Genomic DNA, 19,301 nt, shown 5'->3' with positions numbered 1-19,301 from the left:
GTCTATCGTTCACCGGGCCACCATGTCGAGGCCGGATGCGCGGCCGAGATCTTGGTCTCGCGCAATGCCACCAGCGCGCTGCGCTTGTAGGGACGACCGCGCAGCCGCGAGCAGTCCTGGCAGCGCATGTAGCGCTCGAGTTCATGGATTGGCGTCGTCTTGGCGCGCCTGATGATGTCGAGCGCAACGGTCTGATTGGTGTCGCAGCCGAGGCAGCGCACTTCGAGATAGTAATAGCCCGCGTTGAGCGCGTCGCCGAGCAGCGGCGACGGCTGCGCCGGTCCCTTGTAGCCGAGCATCCGCTTGTTCCAGGCGTCGCAGGCCAGACGATCCGCTTCCTTGCGCGCGCGCGCGGCCTGCTCCTGCGCGATGCGGATGCCGGCACCGTAGAGTCTCTCGCGCGATTTCGTCGTCATGACCGCCATGATCGACGCTGCGGCGCTCAGCGGCAAGCCGCTAGGGTTAGCGCAGCAAGAGGCGCCGGATACAAGCTCTCTCGCGTGCAGCGTTCCGATACCGTTGTCTTTCAGTTCATCGGCGCAGCCGGCGACGAGCTCATCATGCAACGTCCAGCATTCGTGCTGCGCCGACGCGACGCGGAGTAGCACTGATGGTGTCGAGCAGAGGCGCTGGGGGCGCAGGGGCCATGTAGTCACGCTTGCCGGTGGCGGCGCAGCGGTCGCTTCTCCCACCACGCGGCATGATGCGTTCCGTCTGGCGCAACAGGGCCGTCAAACGCAACGGCGCGGCAAAAGTTCCTAAAATTTTTGCGCCCATGCGGCAGTTGCTTCAGCTTGTTCCTGCAGGCGTCCGGCGATAGACCTTGCGCTCGGGGTCAATCGTGCGCGCGGGTCGGAGTTTCTCAGATTGGATCGTTCGGGGCAGACAGTGGTCGGCGACCACGTTTCTGCTCACCATGCTCGCCGTCGCGATTTCGACCGCGGGCCGGATCGGGCTGGACTATGCCGGCGCGACGCTGCCCTACGCGACGTTCTACCCTGCGGTGGTGTTCGCCGCGCTGCTCGGCGGCATTCCCGCGGCCATTTTTGCCGCCTGGCTGTCTGCCACCGTGGTGCTCGTCGGCTTCACCGATCGTCCCGATCATGCCGAGGCGATCAACCTCGTCGGATTCCTGAGCACCGCGGCGCTGATCATCTGGCTCGGGCATCTCTGTCGCGGCGCGCTGATGGAGCTGAAGCGCAGCGAGCATGCGCGCGAGTTGCTGCTCGGCGAGCTGAGACATCGCGTGAACAATCAGCTCGCGTTGTTTCAGGCGATCGTCAGATCGAGCCTGTCGGGCGAGGATCGCGCCAAAGGGGAAGCGATCGCGCTGCGGCTCGACGCCGTCGCGCGCGCCAACAGTCTCGCCTGGTCGGACCACCGCCTGATGACCTTGCGCATGCTGCTCGACGTCGAGCTGCAGCCGTATCGCGCCTCCGGCGCCGTGACGGTGGACGGCCCGGACATGCCGTTGGGGCCGGAAGCGGTGCGTAATCTCGCGCTGGTGTTCCACGAACTTGCGACCAACGCCGTCAAATACGGCGCGCTGCGCGGCCAGGGTGGACGACTCGAGGTCCAGATCGCGCAGGAGGGCGGCCGCGGCAGCGTGGCCTGGCGCGAGCTCGGTCCGCACCCGATCGAGCCGCCCGGGAAAGAGGGCTTCGGCACGCGCATGATCCGTGCGAGCCTTGCGGCGATCGGCGGCAGCATCGAGCAGGATTATCGCGACGAAGGTCTGGTCTGCCGGATCAGGTTCGACGCGGCGATGTGAAGGCCCGGTTCCTCGCAGGCGTCGCATGTCTCGCGGCGCGTGGCATGGCTGCGATGCGAAACGCGCAGCGGCGTTGCTGCGTATGTGTTCGATGGAACGGCGCGACATGCTGCTGCTGGCTGGATTGCTGCTGCTGGCACTCACCATTACCTGGGTTGGCACGGAATATGTGCTGAACCATGTCGTGATCCCGCTGATCGATGACTGAGAGCCGGCGGCGCCGCGACCATCGGATTTGCGTTGCGTTCGCGTTGTCTGTCCGCCGCGCGGAACGAGGCTCGGCTTGATCGCCGGCACGAAACGCTTCACCATTCCCGGCAGAACAACGAAGCGGCGACGCCGCTTGGGCGGGAGACATCGGATGCAATGTTACGAGCTGCAGGGGCCCGGCGGAATCGATGCGCTGGCGCTGGTCGACAAGCCCGTGCCGCAGCCGGGGAGGGGCGAGGTGCTGGTGCGGCTGACGGCGGCGAGCATCAACTATCGTGACCTGATCACGGTGAGGGGCGGCTACGGCTCGCGGCAGAAATTTCCGCTGGTGCCGCTGTCCGACGGCGCAGGCGTGGTCGAGGCGGTCGGTGAGGGCGTCACAGCATTCGCGACCGGCGACCGAGTCATCGGCAGCTTCTTCGAGAGCTGGACCGGCGGCGAGCCGAGCGAAGCGAAGATGCGTGCGGCGCTGGGCGGCGCCGTCGACGGCACGTTGACGGAGTATCGGGTGTTTCCCATGCACGCGCTGGTGCGGACGCCGGCGCATCTCACCGACGTCGAGGCCGCGACATTGCCGTGCGCTGGCGTCACCGCCTGGAGCGCGGTGATCAAGCTCGGCGGCATCAGGCCCGTCCACACCGTGCTGACGCAAGGCAGCGGCGGCGTCTCGATCTTTGCGCTGCTGATCGCGAAGATGGCCGGCGCACGGGTGGTCGCGACGTCGTCGAGCGAAGCCAAGATCGCGCGGCTGAAGGCGCTCGGCGCCGATGTCACGCTGAACTACAAGCAGGTGCCGGACTGGGGCAAGAAGGCGCGCGAGATCACCGGGCAGGGTGTCGATCTCGTGGTCGAGGTCGGCGGCGTCGGCACCTTGAACGAGTCGATCCGCGCCACCCGGATCGGCGGCACCATCGCCTTCATCGGCGTGCTCGCCGGTGCGCCGGCCTCGGAGCTGCGGCTGCCGCTGATGGTGATGCAGCAGCAGCGGCTGCAGGGCGTCACGGTCGGCTCGGTCGACGATCTCCAGGCGCTGGCGAGCGCGCTGACGCTGCATCAGGTGAAGCCGGTGGTCGACCGCGTGTTTCCGTTCAGCGAGGCGCGCGAGGCGTTCCACTACATGGCGAGCGGCGCGCATCTCGGCAAGGTGACGATCGCGATCGGGGGATGAGTGACCACGCTGCTGTCGGCGACTGCGTCATCGAAGCAGGGCAGCGCTCTCTTAGCCTCACTCTCTCCGCCGTCATTCCGGGGCGCGTCGCGCAGCGGCGCGAGCCCGGAATCCATAGCCACAGGATGCTGTGCGACGCGAGCTGGCCGGTATGCTCGTCTTCGCCACATGCACAGTCGTGGTTATGGATTCCGGGCTCGTCGCTTCGCGCCGCCCCGGAATGACGGCGAGAGAAACGGGCTGCTAATGACGTGGCGGTTTGCGGTGCTGTTTTGGCAGCTTCAATTGCCAGCGGCCGTTGATGCGTTCGACAGAGGCCAGGAATGGCTTCATCTCGGTGCCGACCTTGAAGGTGGCGATGAGCTTGACGCGGTCGTCGCCGTCCCAGCCGTCGAACTCGTAGAAGGTGTAGTCGTCGTCAGGGGTGAGATAGGACCAGCCCCCCAGCTTGAGGTCGAACGGCGCGGCAACGATCTCCATCCCGTTGCCGCAGCCGGAGGGACCTTCGCTGGAGCAGACCGAAAACAGCCAGCGGCGGCTTGGCGAGGCGTGCGGCGGCGAATGGATCTTGGTCTCGATGCCGCGATTGAGCCACAGCAGCATCCATTGCACGCCTTCCCAATAGCCGATCTCGATCAGCAGGAGTTCGTGCTCCGGAAAGTAGCCGACGAGCTTGTACTCGACCGAGTCGTCCTCATGTCCGGGTAGGTCATCCGGAAGTCGGGTCACGTAGCTTCTGGTGGAACCATCCTTGAATGTGATTTCCAGCGACTTGCCGTTGCGCCTGACGACATCCTTCAACTGAGCGAGGCAGGCCTGCTCGTCGCGGTCGAGGTCGGCCTTGCCGGTGTCTCCTTTGCAGCGGCCGTCTTGTGAAGGATGCTCCGACATCGCGTAGGGGATGTCGGCCGAGGCCGCGGCCGGACCAATCGTGGTTGCCAGCGCGACAAGAAGCAAAACGAAGATGCGTTGCATTTTATTGATCCAGCGTTGCCGCTTTGGGTTCAAAGCAGCGCTGGTGCGTGCGGTCAACCTTGGATCGGATCGCCTGTCGGCTTCTTGCGCGCGGGCAGCGTCATCGCGATCACACCAATGAGGACACAGGTGAGGCCGATCCAGGCGGTCGGCGCGAGGTGCTCGCCGAGCCCGGCCACGGCGATCGCAACGCCGATCGGCACCCGCAGATAGGATTGCGCGGTGGCGCCGATCGAGCCGAGCGTCTGCACCAGGCGGAAATAGATCACCATCGCGGCCGCAGTCGAGACGGTCGCGAGCGCGACCAGCGCCAGCACCGAGCGCAGTGACGGTGCCAGCGTCCACGGATGGTCGACGACCAGCGCAAGCGGGATCAGCACCGCGGCGCCCGACAGCAGCGATCCCGCGGCCGGCAACATCGGATCGAGTCCCTTGAAGCTCTTTCCCATGATCGCCGCACCCGCATAGCAGATGGTGGCGGCGACGATCGCAATCTGCGCCCACAGCTCGCGGCCAAGCCCGCCCAGCGCCTCGGTGCCGACGATGAGGCAGGTGCCGGCGAGTCCGGCGGCGACGCCGACCAGCTTGCGCAGGGTGACAGGCTCGTGGTGCGTCACCAGCGCGGTCAGCAGGAAGGTGAAGATCGGCGAGGTTGCGTTGAGGATCGTCGCAAGACCCGCCTCGACGGTGCGCTCGGCCCAGGCGATCAGCGTGAATGGCACGACGCTGTTGAGACCGGCCTGGATCACGAGGCGACGCCAAATCGTCCGGTCACGCGGCCAAGCGAGGCCGCGGCTGCGGATGATCGCGGCCAGCAGCAGCCCCGCAATCAGCGTGCGCGCGGCGATCAGGGTCAGCGGCGGAATGGTTTCGACGCCGATCTTGATGAAGGTGTAGGAGGCGCCCCACAAGGTGGACAGAACGAGCAGGAGGGCGAATTCTGTCGTGAGATCGGAGCGGCTCTGCATGGTGCCTCGCGGGCGGGAGAATGGCTTCTCCTAGCCGGGCGGCGGCGCGTGATGTTTCGATACGGGGCGAACTGTTCGTGGAAGGAAGCCGAAGCCATTCCGATCGGTGCATTGCGTCCCTGGATCGCTTCGCTGGCGCCTCGCGATGACGGAGCCTGTGGGGCCGGCGATGTCAGCCACACCCGTCATTGCGAGCGGAGCGAAGCAATCCAGACTGGCGATCCGATGAATATCCTGGATTGCTTCGTCGCCTACGGCTCCTCGCAATGACGCCGTTGCGAGCTTGCGCGGTCGCTCCGATCAGTTCGCCGGCATGCTCTTCTCGACCAGCTTCACCCAGTACGATGCGCCGGCGCTGAGGATGTTGTCGTTGAAGCGGTAGGCCGGGTGGTGGCATTCGTTGCCGGGGCCCATGCCGAGGAACACGAAGGCGCCCGGGCGCGCCTCCAGCATGAACGCGAAATCCTCGCCGCCCATCAGCGGAATGGCGCGGTCGTTGACGCGCTCAGCGCCGGCGACGTCGCGGGCGACGTCGGCGGCGAAAGCCGCCTGCGCAGGGTGATTCATCGTCACCGGATATTTGCGCTCGTAGATCGCCTCGGCCGAGCCGCCATAGGCGCGCGCGGTGGCCTCGGCGACCTCGACGATGCGCCTCTCGACGAGATCGCGGATCTCCGGATCGAGCGTGCGCACGGTGCCCAGCATCTCGACCGTCTCGGGGATCACGTTGAAGGTGGTGCCGCCATGGATCGAGCACACCGAGATCACCGCCGACTTCAACGGATCGACGTTGCGGGCGACGATCGACTGCAGCGCGTTGACGATCTGCGAGGCGATCAGGATGCTGTCGACCGCCCGGTGCGGGCCGGCGCCGCCATGGCCGCCCTTGCCGGTGACCTTGATGTGGATCGCATCAGCCGAGGCCAGCATCGCGCCGGGCGAGATTTCGAAATGGCCTTCGGGCACGCCCGGCATGTTGTGCATGCCGTAGACCTCCTGGATGCCCCAGCGCGTCATCAGCCCGTCATCGACCATCGCCTTGCCGCCGGCGCCGCCTTCCTCGGCCGGCTGGAAGATGACGATGGCGGTGCCGTCGAAATTGCGGGTCTCGGCGAGATATTTCGCAGCGCCCAGCAGCATCGCGGTGTGGCCGTCGTGGCCGCAGGCGTGCATCAGGCCCGGCGTCTTCGAGGCGTAGGGAACGCCAGAGGTTTCCTCGATCGGGAGCGCATCCATGTCGGCGCGCAGGCCGATGGTCCTGCCGGAGGCCGACTTGCGGCCGCGGATCACGCCGACCACGCCGGTGCGGCCGATGCCCGTCACCACCTCGTCGCAGCCGAATGCGCGCAGCTTGTCGGCGACGATGCCGGCGGTGCGATGCACCTCGTACAGCAGCTCGGGATGTTCGTGGAAGTCGTGGCGCCAAGCGGCCATTTCGTCGGAGAGCGCGGCGATGCTGTTGAGGATGGGCATGAGGACCGGATGACTCGCTGAAGTGGATCGGGACGCTGCAGTGGATGCGGCCAAGCCAGCCGGCAGCACCGCGCGGTGACCGACTATGACCCGGTCAAAAAAGCCAGGCAAGTTGCCGCCGGCCATGGCGCCATGCGCGGATGCGCGGTCACCTCGACGGACCACGCCGGGCGTTCCGGATTGCGGAACGGGAGTCAGGTGAGCGGGGCGGGGGCCGGCACGCGGGGATATTTGCGCTCGGGTGGTACCTCCAGGCGGAAGGCCCGCAGCTTCGGCTCGTCCCACGCCGCCAATGGCGTGCCGCAGACGCCGCAGTCGAACCGCCCGGCAGCGCCAATGGCGGAGGTCGATTCCGCGATCTCGTAGGCGGCACGGCAATGGGGACACGTCACGCTGGATATCTTCATGAGATCACGCTCCCAAACAGCTCGACCAGACGCCTTGAACCAGATCAATGCGGTCCATGAACCGACGTCACCGCGTCCGGTCGTCACGCCTCCTCGGCCTGCCATGGCGTCGGCGCCTTCGTGAAGGCGCGCCACGCCTCGCGCAACGGCTCCTCCACGCCGGCCATGGCATGCGACTGCCAGCCGGTGATCGCGGCGGCCGCGATCGCCGCCTCGGTGGAGGTGGTGCCGAGGGTCTCGATCACGCCGGCGGTGACCGCCATGTCGTTGTAGTGGCCAAGCTGTTCCTGGAAGCCGGCGAGCGTCCTGGCATATCTCTTCGCCGATTTGCTCGCGCCGTAGAGCGGCAGCAGGAAGTCGATGCTGTAGCGCAGCTTCTTCAGCGCGAGACGCAGCCGGTGGCGCCGCTCGGCCGGCAGCTTCTTGAAGCGGCGGCCGCGCTTGAGCACCTTCTGGTGGCGCTCCGACAGGACAGGCCCGGCGAAATCGATCGCGGGCGCCGCGAGGCGTCGGAGATCGTCGGGGGAGACGTCGTTGCGCCAGCCGCGGGTCTCGATCCATTCGCCGAGGCCGAGCACGAAAGCGGCGCAGCGGCGCTCGGCAAGCGCGATGCGCAGCGTGCGATAGGCGAGATCGCGCCGCCGCTCGGCGAGCGCCCGGAGCGAGTCGAAGCCTGCAACAGTGGGGCAGGCCTCGGCGATCTCGGGCAGCGTATCGGTCAGGAACACGTCGAGGTCGCGCGCCGCCGAGAGGCTCTGTGCCAGCCAGCGCGCATCCGCCTCGAGACCGTCGAGCGTCGCCGAGGTCCCGAGCGGCCGCATCAGGTGCAACGCGGCGCGCAGGCGGCGCAGCGCCACCCGCAACTGATGCACGCCTTCCGTATCGCGTCCGTCCTCTGCCGCAGGCATGGCCTGCAGCAGATGATGCAGGCTGCCGCGCAGGACGAGGGCGAAGCTCTCGTCGAGAGACACCGCCGGATCGAGACGCAGCTTGGGCGGCTTTTCGGCCCCCGGCGCTGCTCCGGCTGCGAGGTCGAAACCGCGCGCGGATTTGCTGCGGATCGAAGGTCTGATCGGTCCGTGATCGGCGATGCGCTGTGCGATCTCGTAGATGGCGGCGGGGTTGCCGCTCTTGAGCTCCAGCTCGATCTCGCTCACGATCTCACGGTGCTCGCCGGCCTTGATGACACCGCTGTCGAACGCGATCTCGATCGTCGCGCCGGGCACGTCGAGCATGCGCGCGTGACGATGCACGTCGGCCGTGAACACCGCCTCGAGCGTTGCCTCGGCCAGCGCGGAGCGAAGCTCCTCCGGCAGCAGCGCGGCCGCCAGCACCGGATCTGGCGCCAGCGAGCTGACGCTGGCCTCCCACTCTCCGCGCTTGAGCGGGTCGTCGCTGTGCTGCTCTTTCACGGTCTGCACGAAGCGCGAGCCGCTCTGGCGCACCCGCAAGGTGAAGCCGTTCTTCCACAGCGTGCGCTTCGGCGTGTCGTAGTAGACCGATGTCAGATGCTTGCGCGAGCCCTTGTTGCGCGCATGCGCGGTGACGACCGGTGCGTTGTTGAAGCCGGCGAGTTGATCGGGCGCGACGAGGAGTTTCAGCTCGATCTCGTGGCCGCTGCCGGCCGCCGGATCCGGCAAGGACGGCGCCGCGACCTCCACGCCAAGCGCTGCGGCATCCTCCTGCGTGGCCGCGTGATCGGCTAGGTGCTGCGCAGTCAAGCGATCGGCGGCGCCACCGGGATCGCAGCTCGCCGACTCACCACTCTCCCGCACGCCGACCGCATGGCCACTGCCGTGGATCGACGCCGGTGCGTTCGAATCGGGCATGTGTCGATTCTGTAACCGTTTAATGACAGTCATCTCTCGTATAGCTGCAGCCGGCACAAAGGGACAGTGGCATTTCTCGCAGGCCGTCGACGATGCGCGACGCGCCAGAGCTTACCGGTCGCATTTTTTGTTGCTGCTTCAATGACAAGTGCTCGCGCTTCCGGCCGGCAGGTGCTCACGAAGATATGTCCGTCGCAGCCGCAATGCACTGTCGTGCGGCCGCGCCGCCACAGGCGGAACTTCAGATCGAGCCGGTGAGCATGAAACGCGTGGCGATGAAGACGGCGGCTGCGGTGGTCGCAATGCTCGCGGCGGCCACGAGGCCGCGGCCGCGACGCGCCAGCGCGCGGGAGCGCTCGCGCGGATCCTGCGCCGGATCGAAGGATGCGCGCCGGCTGCGCCGGTGGCGTACCGCCTGCACCCAGAAGGCAAGCGCAGCGATGCCGGTTACCACTGCAAATACGGTTGTCACGCCTGCGGCAAAGCCGAGATCGACACCGACGCTTTCCAGCATCGCCCGCAGATGCACAGCTAAGCGGGCCAGGAGAGTTGCGGCATAGTCGGCTGCTGCGGCGCCGGTGTAGAGCAGAACGGCAGTCCAGACCACCGCAGCCATCGCAATCAGGATCGACACCAGCACGGCGAGGCCGTCGCCTGCCATGAAGCCGATCGAGGCGGCGATCAGCGCCAGCGCCGGCATCACGTTGCCCATCGGGATCGGCAGGATGATGGTGACCGCCATCAGAAGCAGCGGCAGCGCGAGCAGCATCCGCGCCGGCCGGCCGGTCAGCCAGACCAGCCGGTCCTCGCGCAGGCCGCGTTCGGCATAGCCCGCCCAGTCGAGACCGGCGCGGATGATCTTGCGCAGCAGCCGCTGCGGCACCGGCCGGCGGCGCAACTGTTCGGGCAGCCACAGCCGCTCGGCGCCCAACAGGATCTGCAGCGCGACGAGAGCCACCAAGGTGCCGAACACCATGCCAAACGGGCCGGGCAATGGGATCAGCGCCGGCAGGGTCAGCAGCAGCAGGGTCAGGCCGAGACCTTCCGATTCCAGCCGGTCGAACAACTCGCCGATCGACGGCTCCTCGGACCGCACCGTCCGGGCGATCGCGAGCAGCCGGCGGCTGATCGGTCCGTTGTGACGGCGCGGCGCCGAGGAGTCCTCGTCGTCGGATGCGACATCATTCATTGCCACGCAGCAACCTCTTGTCCTTTGACCTGCCTCACTTCATCTGCTCGACCGCAGGCCGCGTCTTCCACAGCGAATAGGCGATGCCGGCGCCGAGCAGACCGAAGGTGATGCCGAGCGAAATCGCGGGCGGAAACTTCTCGAGCCCGAGCAGGTCGGCCAGGAAGATCTTCGAGCCGATGAAGATCAGCACCGCCGCCAGCGCCAGCTTGAGATACTGGAAGCGATCCACCATCGCGGAAAGCGCGAAATAGAGCGCGCGCAGGCCGAGGATCGCGAAGATGTTCGACGTGTAGACCACGAAGGGGTCGGTCGAGATCGCGAAGATCGCGGGCACCGAGTCGACCGCAAAGATGACGTCGGCAAACTCGATCAGGATCAGCGCCAGGAACAGCGGCGTCATGAACCAGGTCGGCTTGCCGCGCGCATCAGGCTGGCGCACGAAGAAGCGCTCTTCGTGCAGGCGGTCGGTGACGTCGAAGCGGCGGCGCACCCAGGCCAGCGCCGGGTTGGCGCCGATGTCGTGCGGCGTGTCCTTGAACACCAGCATCTTGATGCCGGTCGCGACCAGGAACAGCGCGAACAGATAGAGCACCCAGCTCGCCTGGGCGACGATCGCGGCGCCGAGCCCGATCATGATCGCGCGCAGCACGATGACGCCGACGATGCCCCAGAACAGCACGCGGTGCTGATAGGCGCGCGGGATCGAGAAGTAGCTGAAGATCATGGCGATGACGAAGACGTTGTCCATCGCCAGCGCCTTCTCGATCGTGAACGCGGTGAGATAGGCGGTGCCGGCCTCGGCGCCGATTTGCCACCACACCCAGGCGCCGAAGGCGAGGGCGAGCATGATGTAGATGCCGCTCATGACGAGGCTCTCGCGTACCGAGATCTCGCGCGTCTTGCGATGGAGGATGCCGAGATCGAAGACGAGGAGGGCGAGCACGATTGCGAGGAAGGCGAGCCACATCCAGACGGGCTTGCCGGCAAACGCGATGAGCAGGAATTCCACGACGGGTCCCTCTTTCAAGCCGGTGAGATTGATGTCAGGTCCGACATCGTGAGCGCACCGGCAGCTTCACCAGAGGGGCCCGGACCAGGGGTAGGCGACGGACGTATGTGTCTGCCGATTGGTTTTCAAGAGCCTGCGGTTTTCAAGAGCCCGCCGTTCGCATCTGCGTTCGGCAAGATGAACGGCGAGGTGCGACAGAGTGTCTGCTGCCCGGCGGCCGTCTTGCGGCCGTGCGGCGGTGAACTAATTCCAGAGGGCCGGAGATCCGGGCCCCTCTGATAGTCCGTGAGACTATGATGTCGGACTCTCTTTCATGACCGCTGCCGCTGGCGGTATTGCGCACTTCGGGCGCTATTGAGGAGTTTGACGAGATGCGGCCCCACGCGTCGCTTGTTGCTATCGGGCCTTGCGGCTCTCGCCCCCACATCACCATCCCAACAATCGTTACCCCGCTCAAACCTCCCGGCATCGCTTGGAGGGGCGGCGGTGATCGTGATGGAACCGGAGCGCCTGCTCGCCACTTTGTATGGAACCTGCGTGCTGGAGCGCGCTGGCATTTTGTGTACGGGAGACAATCGTGACCACGGGGGGTGACCAGGTATCGATCGCGAAGGCGCCGCCGTCGCGCCCGGCCGTGGCAACGCGCCGCCTCTTGATGATCATCAATCGCGGCAGCCGCTCCGGCGGCGAAGCGGCCGGCGTTGCCGTGTCGCGGCTGAGCGCAGCCGGCTATGATCTCGTGATCTCGGCGCCGCATAGTCCGCGCGAGGTGGCGCCGTGGATCGAAGCACATGCCGACGATGCGGAGGCGGTCGTCGTCGCCGGGGGGGACGGCAGCCTGAACGCGGCTGCGCCCGCACTGCTCAAGACCGGCCTGCCGCTGGGCATCATTCCGGCCGGCACCGCCAATGACCTTGCCCGCACGCTTGGCCTGCCGGCGGATATGGAGGCCGCGGTCGATGTGATTGCGGCCGGCCATCGCCGCCGGATCGATCTCGGCGAGGTCAACGGGCACCCGTTCTTCAACGTCGCCAGCCTCGGCTTGAGCGCCGACCTCGCGCGGCAGCTGACCAAGGAAACCAAGCGGAGGTTCGGCCGGCTCGGCTATGCGCTGACGGCGCTGAAGGTGCTGACCAATGCACGGCCGTTCCGCGCGATGATCGTATCGTCCGACGGCGCGGTGCGAGTGAAGACGCTGCAGATCGCGGTCGGCAATGGCCGCTACTACGGCGGCGGCATGGCGGTCGATCACCGCGCCGAGATCGACGATTCCCATCTCGATCTGTATTCGCTGGAGATCGGCCGCATCTGGAAGCTGCTGGCGATGGCCTATGACTTCCGCAAGGGCCGCCACGGCCTGTGGCAGGAGGTGCGGGCCTCGCGCGACACATCGTTCGAGATCCGCACGCGCCGTCCGCGCCGGATCAATGCCGATGGCGAGCTCGTCACCTTCACGCCGGCGCGCTTCTCCGTGCTGCCGCGTGCGGTCACGGTGTTCGTGCCCGAGGTCGCAGCGCAGGACCGCACCTGGCGCGCGGCCGCTTGATCCGCCGTTCGCGGACACTCGATTTCGACTGATCACCCGATTGAGAGACCCATGACCAAGCAGACCCGCTTCAATCTCTGGTACGCAATCGTCGCGATCTTCGTCGCGATGATGATCCACAATGCGTGGACGAGCTATCGCCAGGTCGCCGTCATTCCCTACAGTCAATTCCAGGACCTGCTCGCAGCCGGCAAGGTGAAGGAGGTCGGCGTCTCCGAGAACTACCTGGAAGGCACGCTGAAGGAGCCGCTGCCCAGCGGCCAGTCGCGCTTCGCGACGACGCGCGTCGACCAGGAGTTCGCCAAGGAGCTCAGCAAGGCCAACGTCACCTTCACCGGTCGCGTCGAGAGCAATATCCTCGGCGACATCCTCTCGCTGGTGATGCCGATCGCGCTGTTCTTCGGCGTCTGGTACTGGCTGTCGCGCCGGATGATGGGTGGCGCCGGCGGGCTCGGCGGCGGCCTGATGCAGATCGGCAAGAGCAAGGCCAAGGTCTACGTCGAATCCAACACGGGCGTCCGATTCGACGACGTTGCCGGCGTCGACGAGGCCAAGGACGAACTGCGCGAGATCGTCTCGTTCCTGAAGGATCCGAAATCCTATGGCCGTCTCGGCGGCCGCATGCCCAAGGGCGTGCTGCTGGTCGGCCCGCCCGGCACCGGCAAGACGCTGCTCGCCAAGGCGGTCGCGGGCGAGGCCGGCGTGCCATTCTTCTCGATCTCGGGCTCGGAATTCGTCGAGATGTTCGTCGGCGTCGGTGCCGCGCGCGTGCGCGACCTGTTCGAGCAGGCCCGCGCCAAGGCGCCCGCGATCATCTTCATCGACGAGCTCGATGCGCTCGGCCGCGCCCGCGGCATGGGCCCGTTCGCCGGCGGCCATGACGAGAAGGAGCAGACTCTGAACCAGTTGCTGGTCGAGCTCGACGGCTTCGATTCCTCGACCGGTCTCGTGCTGCTCGCGGCGACCAACCGGCCGGAGATTCTCGATCCGGCGCTGCTGCGGGCCGGCCGCTTCGACCGCCAGGTGCTGGTCGACCGGCCCGACAAGCCGGGTCGCATCCAGATCCTGCAGGTGCATCTGAAGAAGGCCAAGCTCGCCGCCGACGTCGATCCGGAGAAGGTCGCGGCGCTGACGCCCGGCTTCACCGGCGCTGATCTCGCCAACCTCGTCAACGAGGCGACCTTGCTGGCGACGCGGCGCGGCGCCGACGAGGTCACGCTCGACGATTTCAACAATGCGATCGAGCGCATCGTCGCCGGTCTGGAGAAGCGCAACCGGCTGCTCAATCCGAAGGAGCGCGAGATCGTCGCCTATCACGAGATGGGGCACGCGATCGTTGCGATGAGCCTGCCGGGCACCGATCCCGTGCACAAGGTCTCGATCATCCCGCGCGGCGTCGGCGCGCTCGGCTACACCATCCAGCGCCCGACGGAAGATCGCTTCCTGATGACGCGCGAGGAGCTCGAGAACAAGATGGCGGTGCTGCTCGGCGGCCGCGCCGCGGAGCTCGTGGTCTACGGCCATCTGTCGACGGGCGCCGCCGACGATCTGCGCCGCGTCACCGACATCGCGCGCTCGATGGTGACCCGCTACGGCATGTCGGAGCAACTGGGCTCGGTCGCCTATGAGCGCGACAACCAGTCGTTTCTTGCGCCGGGCGTCTCACGCAGCGCCGAGTATGGCGAGGCCGCAGGGGATGCGATCGACGCCGAGGTGCGTGCGATCGTGACGAACGCGCTGGAGCGCACCCGCAAGCTGCTCCAGGACAAGCGCGACGTGCTGGAGCGCGCGGCGCGCCGCCTGCTGGTCAAGGAGACGCTCGACGAGAGCGAGCTCGCCGCCCTGCTGAAGCAGGACCAGCGCGCCGGCGATCTCGTTGTGGCAGCGAAGCCGATATAGTTGTCGAGTCGGGGAGCAAAGGCGCGGCCGTGCGGTCTCCACGATCGGGATTGTGTAGCGCCGTGCCCATCGTCTTGGCAATGAGCTCGCCGCACGACGATGGGCACGCTGCCGGCTGACGGCGGCTGCTTTGCCCACCCTACGGCGGCCACGCTCACCGCCGCGGCCACATCCGGGCCAGCGCCTCGTCCTTCTTGACAAACGCGTGCCAGAGCGTGGCCGCAATGTGCAGGCCGACCACGAGATAGACCAGATAGGCCAGCGTATCATGCGTGATCTCGCCGGCATGGGCGATCGTCCTGTCGCCGGCGAACAGGCGCGGCCAGCTGAAGGTCCCGAAATAGCGCAGCGAGTAGCCGCCGGCCGACGAGAACATGTAGCCGGTGACGGGCATGATCAGCAGCAGCGCATAGAGCGCCCAATGATTGAGCTGCGACAGCGCGCGGACCATCGGTCCGAACGTGGCCGGAGCGGCCGGCGCCGTGGTGCGAGCCCGCACGATCACGCGGATAATGGCCAGCATAAACAGCGTGACGCCGAGCGATTTGTGAACCTCCAGCAGCTCCCGCCGCGGCGACGTCCCGGCCGGCTGAAGGCCGCAATACAGCCCGATCAGCATCGCTGCGATGAACAGCAGGGCGGTCGCCCAATGAATCCATCGCAGCAGGGGATCGTAGCTCGCGATCGTCTCGGGCATGTCGGGCTCGTCAGTGGTGAATTCCGGCGACCTGCTTAGTCGCGGATCTGACCTCTGTCGAAGGATCAGAGGTCGACGACGAGATGTCGGACAACCGCACAAAGGCATCTGCTGATCATTTTTGAGTGATTCCATGCGTGCCGCTCTGTCAGTCGCGCCTCGATAAGCCGTCCCCCGTTCGATGACCGCATTGGATCAAGCGACGATGTTGCCTTGCGGATGACGGGCGGTGCTGAGAACTGAGCGGGTGGTCCTGCGGGCTCGCGCAGGGATTGTGCCTTGATTTTCCTGCAATTGCGGACCAATCTCCCTGCCGGCATTCTGGTCGGGGGGCCTCGTGTCCAATCCTGTTGCAAAGAACATCGTGCTGTTGTCGGACGGGACCGGCAACAGCGCCAAGGCCGTGTTCAAGACCAATGTCTGGCGCCTGTTCCAGCTGCTGGACCTGCGCGATCCGCGCCGGCAAGTCGCCTTTTATGACGATGGCGTCGGAACGTCCTCCTTCAAGCTGTTCGCAGCCCTCGGCGGCATCTTCGGCTTCGGCCTGAAGCGGAATGTGATTGCGATCTACAGCTTCTGCTGTCGCAACTACAAGCCGGGCGACCGCATCTACTGCTTCGGGTTCAGCCGCGGTGCCTTCACCATCCGTATCGTGGCGGCAATGATCGCGGGGCAGGGGCTCGTCGCCTACGACGACAATGAAGCCGATCTCGCCCGGTTCGCCGCAGACGCCTATCGCCGCTATCGGCGTCGCTACAATAGCGGAATTCTCAGATATCTCGGCAAGATCGGCCTGGACCTGCGCGGAGTGCGCGACTGGGGAATTAGAACGCTGCGCAGAGTGCAGGGCGTGGCGCTGCAGGCTCCGCCAGCAGTCGAGGTCGAGAGCGTGCATTTCGTCGGCATTTGGGACACCGTTGACGCCTACGGCGGGCCGATCGAGGAGATGACGCGCGCCATTGACTATTGGATCTGGCCGCTGTCGATGCCGGACCAGTTCATGAATTCCAAGATCCATCGCGCTTGCCACGCCCTCGCGATCGAGGAGGAGCGTGACGCCTTCCGCCCGGTGATCTGGGATGAGCGCTATGTGTGGGGACGGGACGAGGCTGTTTCAGGCCGCAGTGACAAGAAGGACTGGCTGTTCGGCATCGACCACGATCCGCGCAGCGCGGCTGCGAAACTGGCCGAGCCGCCGCCGCATCTGCGCACCGATCTGCCGCCACGTGACCGCGAGCGCATCAGCCAGGTGTGGTTTACCGGCGTGCATTCCGACATCGGCGGCGGCTATCCGCAGGATGGCCTTTCCTATGTGACGCTCGATTGGATGCTCGACCGCGCCCAGGCCTATGGTCTCGTCTATCTCGACGGGCGGCGCAGGCTGCTCTACGATCCCGAGATCGATCCGCTCGACACGCTGAACGACTCGCGCAAGGGGCTTGCGGCCTACTACCGCTACAAGCCGCGCAATCTGCGCGAGATCTATGACGCGCCGCCCTACAAGCTATCGCTCCGGTACGATGTCAGTCGCATCAAGTGGCTGCTTCATTCGCCGTTCAAGGCCCAGACCGGGCTTCTTGCTGACGATCTGCATCCGAGCCTGCCGCAGCCACCTCTGCCGCCGGTGAAGCCGACGATCCACCGCACCGTGTTCGAACGCATTGGGTCGGGTCCCGATCACTATGCACCGGTGGTCGTACCCGCCGCTTACCGCGTCACGGATGAGACCGATACGCCGGTCGATGCGCTGCATCCGCTCGATCACGGGCACGCGCGGACGCGGGTGCAGGACGATGTCTGGAATTGGGTCTGGCTGCGCCGCGTGGTCTATTTCGCCACCATGTTCGCGCTGCTGTTCGTCGCGGCGATCCCATATTTCGTCATCTATTGGCCGCGCGTGCTTTATGAGCCCTTGCATGGGCTGGTAAATCCGCTGGTCAACGGAGCGGCAGCCTTCTTGCCCAAATTTCTCGACCCATGGTTCGTCGCGTTTCGGGATTCGCCGGGTTTGCTGGTGGTCGGTGTGGCCGCTGCGCTCGGCTTGACGGCGTGGGGCACCTCACTGCAGCGAACGATCCGCGACGCCGCACGCATCGCCTGGAACGATCCATCCCGGCACAAGCCGGTGACCGGCTGGCGCGCGACGGTTTATTCGCTGCGACGCCAGGGCTGGTATGTTGCCGGTTTCTACGTCCTGAAATCGTGGATCTTCCCGACCGGCATCATGTTCTGGCTGTTCTGGTGGCTGGCGTTCGGCGCGGCCAACACGGCCGGTCTGTTCTGCAAGGCAACACTGAGGCCGACCGAGGTCAACGAGACAGAGATCGGCGCATGGCACAATGGAAGTATCCGGCCGTTGTTCGAGACGCGCCACCATTGCTATCCGACAGCGCTTAGCGTGGCGCAGGACGAGACGTATCAGATCACGCTCGATGTCGGAGAGGGATGGAGCGACGGCAGCATCCCTGCATCCCCGGCCGGTTTTGGTTACGGGACCTGGACGCAGCTACCGGGCGTGCCGTTCAAGCGGTTGATCTGGTCGAACTGGTTCGCGCCCATCGTGCGGGTGGGCAGCACGGGATTGGAGGAGCATCTCCCCACATTCCGACCCGAAGCACCCGGCAGTAGCCGCTGGACGGCCGAGTTCACCGCACGCAGCGATGGGGAGGTGTTCGTCTACGTCAACGACACCTCCATCCTATTTCCCTGGTTGTTGTACCGGTTCTATTTCAACAACAAGGGCAATGCGGCCGTCTCGCTCAAGAAGCTGTGACGGCGCGCGCCGTCACTCGGCGCTGCCGAACACGCGCCGGAAGATCGTGTCGACGTGCTTGAGGTGATAGCCGAGGTCGAACTGCTCGTCGATCTCGGCGTCGGTCAGGTACTTCTTCACGTCAGCATCGGCCTTGAGCAGGGTGCGGAAGTCGCCTTCGCCGCGCCAGACCGGCATCGCGTTGCGCTGGACCAGTCTGTAGGAGTCCTCGCGGCTCGCGCCCTTCTGGGTCAACGCGATGAGCACGCGCTGCGAGTGGACGAGGCCGCCGAGCTTGTCGAGGTTCTTCTCCATGTTGGCCGGGTAGACCAGGAGCTTCTCGATCAGGCCGGCGAGGCGGATCAGCGCGAAGTCGAGCGTGACGGTGGCATCGGGGCCGATCATGCGCTCGACCGAGGAGTGCGAGATGTCGCGCTCGTGCCAGAGCACGACGTTCTCCATCGCGGGCGTCACATAGGCGCGCACCATGCGGGCGAGACCGGTGAGGTTCTCCGACAGCACCGGATTGCGCTTGTGCGGCATCGCCGACGAGCCCTTCTGGCCCTCCGAGAAGAACTCCTCGGCTTCGAGCACCTCGGTGCGCTGCAGATGGCGCACTTCGGTCGCCAGGCGCTCCACGGACGATGCGATGACGCCAAGGGTCGCGAAGAACATCGCGTGGCGGTCGCGCGGAATCACCTGGGTCGAGATCGGCTCGGGGCTGAGGCCCATCGCCTTGGCGACGTGCTCCTCCACCCGCGGATCGATCTGCGCGAAGGTGCCGACGGCGCCGGAAATCGCGCAGGTCGCGACTTCCTTCCGCGCGGCGACCAGGCGCTCGCGCGCGCGAGAGAATTCGGCATAGGCATAAGCGAGCTTGAGACCGAACGTCACCGGCTCGGCGTGGATGCCGTGCGAGCGGCCGATGGTCGGCGTCATCTTGTGCTCGAAGGCGCGCGTCTTCAGCGCCGCCAGCACGCGGTCGAGATCGGCGAGCAGCAGGTCGGCCGCACGGGTGAGCTGGACGTTGAGGCAGGTGTCGAGCACGTCCGATGACGTCATGCCCTGGTGCACGAAGCGCGCCTCGGGACCGACGATCTCGGCGAGATGGGTCAGGAAGGCGATGACGTCGTGCTTGGTCTCGCGCTCGATCTCATCGATGCGGGCGACGTCGAAGGTGGCGTCCTTGGCCTTGGCCCAGATCGTCTTGGCGGCCTCCTTCGGGATCACGCCGAGCTCCGCCAGCGCGTCCGCCGCATGCGCCTCGATCTCGAACCAGATCTTGAACCGGGTCTGCGGCTCCCAGATCGAGGCCATTTCGGGACGGGAATAGCGGGGGATCATCGACGGCGCTCCGAGGCGGGAGGGAAGGTGGGCGGGACCAGGCGTCCGCGCCGGCATTTTA

At 66.2% G+C, this 19,301-nt stretch carries 16 protein-coding genes; 6 read left to right on the top strand and 10 right to left on the bottom strand.

Annotation, left to right across the window (positions count from 1 at the left end; all coding sequences use genetic code 11):
- Positions 1-2: 2 nt before the first annotated feature.
- Positions 3-416 carry a hypothetical protein gene (locus QX048_RS15175; RefSeq protein ID WP_315714984.1) on the bottom strand — a complete coding sequence of 138 codons (414 nt, stop codon included), beginning with the start codon at positions 414-416 and terminating at the stop codon, positions 3-5.
- Positions 417-916: 500 nt separating this feature from the next.
- On the opposite strand from QX048_RS15175, the gene QX048_RS15170 reads away from it, so the two are divergent.
- The 3 genes from QX048_RS15170 to QX048_RS15160 all read left to right on the top strand — a co-directional run bounded on the left by QX048_RS15170 (position 917) and on the right by QX048_RS15160 (position 3,149).
- The gene (locus QX048_RS15170) at positions 917-1,771 is read left to right on the top strand and encodes an HWE histidine kinase domain-containing protein (protein WP_315714808.1); all 855 of its coding nucleotides are present in this window, start codon (positions 917-919) and stop codon (positions 1,769-1,771) included.
- Positions 1,772-1,796: 25 nt separating this feature from the next.
- Positions 1,797-1,979 (top strand): hypothetical protein, encoded by a 183-nt coding sequence (locus QX048_RS15165; RefSeq protein WP_315749324.1) that lies wholly within the window; start codon positions 1,797-1,799, stop codon positions 1,977-1,979.
- A gap of 153 nt (positions 1,980-2,132) precedes the next feature.
- Positions 2,133-3,149 (top strand): NAD(P)-dependent alcohol dehydrogenase, encoded by a 1,017-nt coding sequence (locus tag QX048_RS15160; RefSeq protein WP_316200523.1) that lies wholly within the window; start codon positions 2,133-2,135, stop codon positions 3,147-3,149.
- A 243-nt stretch (positions 3,150-3,392) separates the two neighbouring features.
- Here the strand turns inward: QX048_RS15160 and QX048_RS15155 are convergent, their stop codons facing one another.
- From QX048_RS15155 to QX048_RS15125, 7 genes are all read right to left on the bottom strand, one after another.
- Entirely contained in the window at positions 3,393-4,124 is a 732-nt protein-coding gene (locus QX048_RS15155) for a hypothetical protein (protein WP_315826293.1), read from the bottom strand.
- Between the two features lie 53 nt (positions 4,125-4,177).
- Positions 4,178-5,092 carry a DMT family transporter gene (locus QX048_RS15150; protein WP_315826292.1) on the bottom strand — a complete coding sequence of 305 codons (915 nt, stop codon included), beginning with the start codon at positions 5,090-5,092 and terminating at the stop codon, positions 4,178-4,180.
- A gap of 300 nt (positions 5,093-5,392) precedes the next feature.
- Complete coding sequence (locus QX048_RS15145; RefSeq protein ID WP_315714803.1) at positions 5,393-6,565, bottom strand: M20 aminoacylase family protein; 1,173 nt, start codon at positions 6,563-6,565, stop codon at positions 5,393-5,395.
- Between the two features lie 194 nt (positions 6,566-6,759).
- Positions 6,760-6,972 carry an MJ0042-type zinc finger domain-containing protein gene (locus QX048_RS15140; protein WP_315749332.1) on the bottom strand — a complete coding sequence of 71 codons (213 nt, stop codon included), beginning with the start codon at positions 6,970-6,972 and terminating at the stop codon, positions 6,760-6,762.
- An 83-nt stretch (positions 6,973-7,055) separates the two neighbouring features.
- Entirely contained in the window at positions 7,056-8,801 is a 1,746-nt protein-coding gene (locus QX048_RS15135; protein ID WP_315826291.1) for a CHAD domain-containing protein, read from the bottom strand.
- A 241-nt stretch (positions 8,802-9,042) separates the two neighbouring features.
- The gene (locus QX048_RS15130) at positions 9,043-9,996 is read right to left on the bottom strand and encodes an exopolysaccharide biosynthesis protein (RefSeq protein ID WP_315826290.1); all 954 of its coding nucleotides are present in this window, start codon (positions 9,994-9,996) and stop codon (positions 9,043-9,045) included.
- A gap of 28 nt (positions 9,997-10,024) precedes the next feature.
- Complete coding sequence (locus QX048_RS15125; RefSeq protein ID WP_315826289.1) at positions 10,025-11,002, bottom strand: TerC family protein; 978 nt, start codon at positions 11,000-11,002, stop codon at positions 10,025-10,027.
- 577 nt (positions 11,003-11,579) lie between these two features.
- Between QX048_RS15125 and QX048_RS15120 the strand changes: the two genes are divergently transcribed.
- Entirely contained in the window at positions 11,580-12,548 is a 969-nt protein-coding gene (locus QX048_RS15120) for a lipid kinase (protein WP_316200524.1), read from the top strand.
- A gap of 51 nt (positions 12,549-12,599) precedes the next feature.
- The gene (gene ftsH, locus QX048_RS15115) at positions 12,600-14,447 is read left to right on the top strand and encodes an ATP-dependent zinc metalloprotease FtsH (protein WP_315826287.1); all 1,848 of its coding nucleotides are present in this window, start codon (positions 12,600-12,602) and stop codon (positions 14,445-14,447) included.
- 154 nt (positions 14,448-14,601) lie between these two features.
- Here the strand turns inward: ftsH and QX048_RS15110 are convergent, their stop codons facing one another.
- Positions 14,602-15,144, bottom strand: a complete 543-nt coding sequence (locus tag QX048_RS15110; RefSeq protein ID WP_315826286.1) for a cytochrome b — start codon at positions 15,142-15,144, stop codon at positions 14,602-14,604.
- A gap of 337 nt (positions 15,145-15,481) precedes the next feature.
- Here QX048_RS15110 and QX048_RS15105 point away from each other — a divergent pair, with 337 nt between their 5' ends.
- Positions 15,482-17,917, top strand: a complete 2,436-nt coding sequence (locus tag QX048_RS15105) for a DUF2235 domain-containing protein (protein ID WP_315826285.1) — start codon at positions 15,482-15,484, stop codon at positions 17,915-17,917.
- A gap of 12 nt (positions 17,918-17,929) precedes the next feature.
- Here QX048_RS15105 and purB read toward each other — a convergent pair whose 3' ends face one another.
- Positions 17,930-19,240: an adenylosuccinate lyase gene (gene purB / locus QX048_RS15100; RefSeq protein WP_315826284.1), complete on the bottom strand. Its 1,311-nt coding sequence runs from the start codon at positions 19,238-19,240 to the stop codon at positions 17,930-17,932.
- Between the last annotated feature and the right edge of the window lie 61 nt (positions 19,241-19,301).

Source organism: Bradyrhizobium sp. SZCCHNS30572, from assembly GCF_032484415.1.
GTDB lineage: Bacteria > Pseudomonadota > Alphaproteobacteria > Rhizobiales > Xanthobacteraceae > Bradyrhizobium.
The sequence above is the reverse complement of the archived record's forward strand: the minus strand, read 5'-3'. Positions and strand labels throughout refer to the sequence as shown.

Excerpts from the sequence above, each read along its gene's own strand:
- QX048_RS15110 (WP_315826286.1), bottom strand. The coding sequence starts at position 15,144 with ATGCCCGAGACGATCGCGAGCTACGATCCCCTGCTGCGATGGATTCAT.
- QX048_RS15140 (WP_315749332.1), bottom strand. The coding sequence starts at position 6,972 with ATGAAGATATCCAGCGTGACGTGTCCCCATTGCCGTGCCGCCTACGAG.
- QX048_RS15165 (WP_315749324.1), top strand. The coding sequence starts at position 1,797 with ATGTCTCGCGGCGCGTGGCATGGCTGCGATGCGAAACGCGCAGCGGCG.
- QX048_RS15160 (WP_316200523.1), top strand. The coding sequence starts at position 2,133 with ATGCAATGTTACGAGCTGCAGGGGCCCGGCGGAATCGATGCGCTGGCG.
- QX048_RS15145 (WP_315714803.1), bottom strand. The coding sequence starts at position 6,565 with ATGCCCATCCTCAACAGCATCGCCGCGCTCTCCGACGAAATGGCCGCT.
- ftsH (WP_315826287.1), top strand. The coding sequence starts at position 12,600 with ATGACCAAGCAGACCCGCTTCAATCTCTGGTACGCAATCGTCGCGATC.
- QX048_RS15170 (WP_315714808.1), top strand. The coding sequence starts at position 917 with ATGCTCGCCGTCGCGATTTCGACCGCGGGCCGGATCGGGCTGGACTAT.
- QX048_RS15150 (WP_315826292.1), bottom strand. The coding sequence starts at position 5,092 with ATGCAGAGCCGCTCCGATCTCACGACAGAATTCGCCCTCCTGCTCGTT.
- purB (WP_315826284.1), bottom strand. The coding sequence starts at position 19,240 with ATGATCCCCCGCTATTCCCGTCCCGAAATGGCCTCGATCTGGGAGCCG.
- QX048_RS15175 (WP_315714984.1), bottom strand. The coding sequence starts at position 416 with ATGACGACGAAATCGCGCGAGAGACTCTACGGTGCCGGCATCCGCATC.
- QX048_RS15135 (WP_315826291.1), bottom strand. The coding sequence starts at position 8,801 with ATGCCCGATTCGAACGCACCGGCGTCGATCCACGGCAGTGGCCATGCG.
- QX048_RS15155 (WP_315826293.1), bottom strand. The coding sequence starts at position 4,124 with ATGCAACGCATCTTCGTTTTGCTTCTTGTCGCGCTGGCAACCACGATT.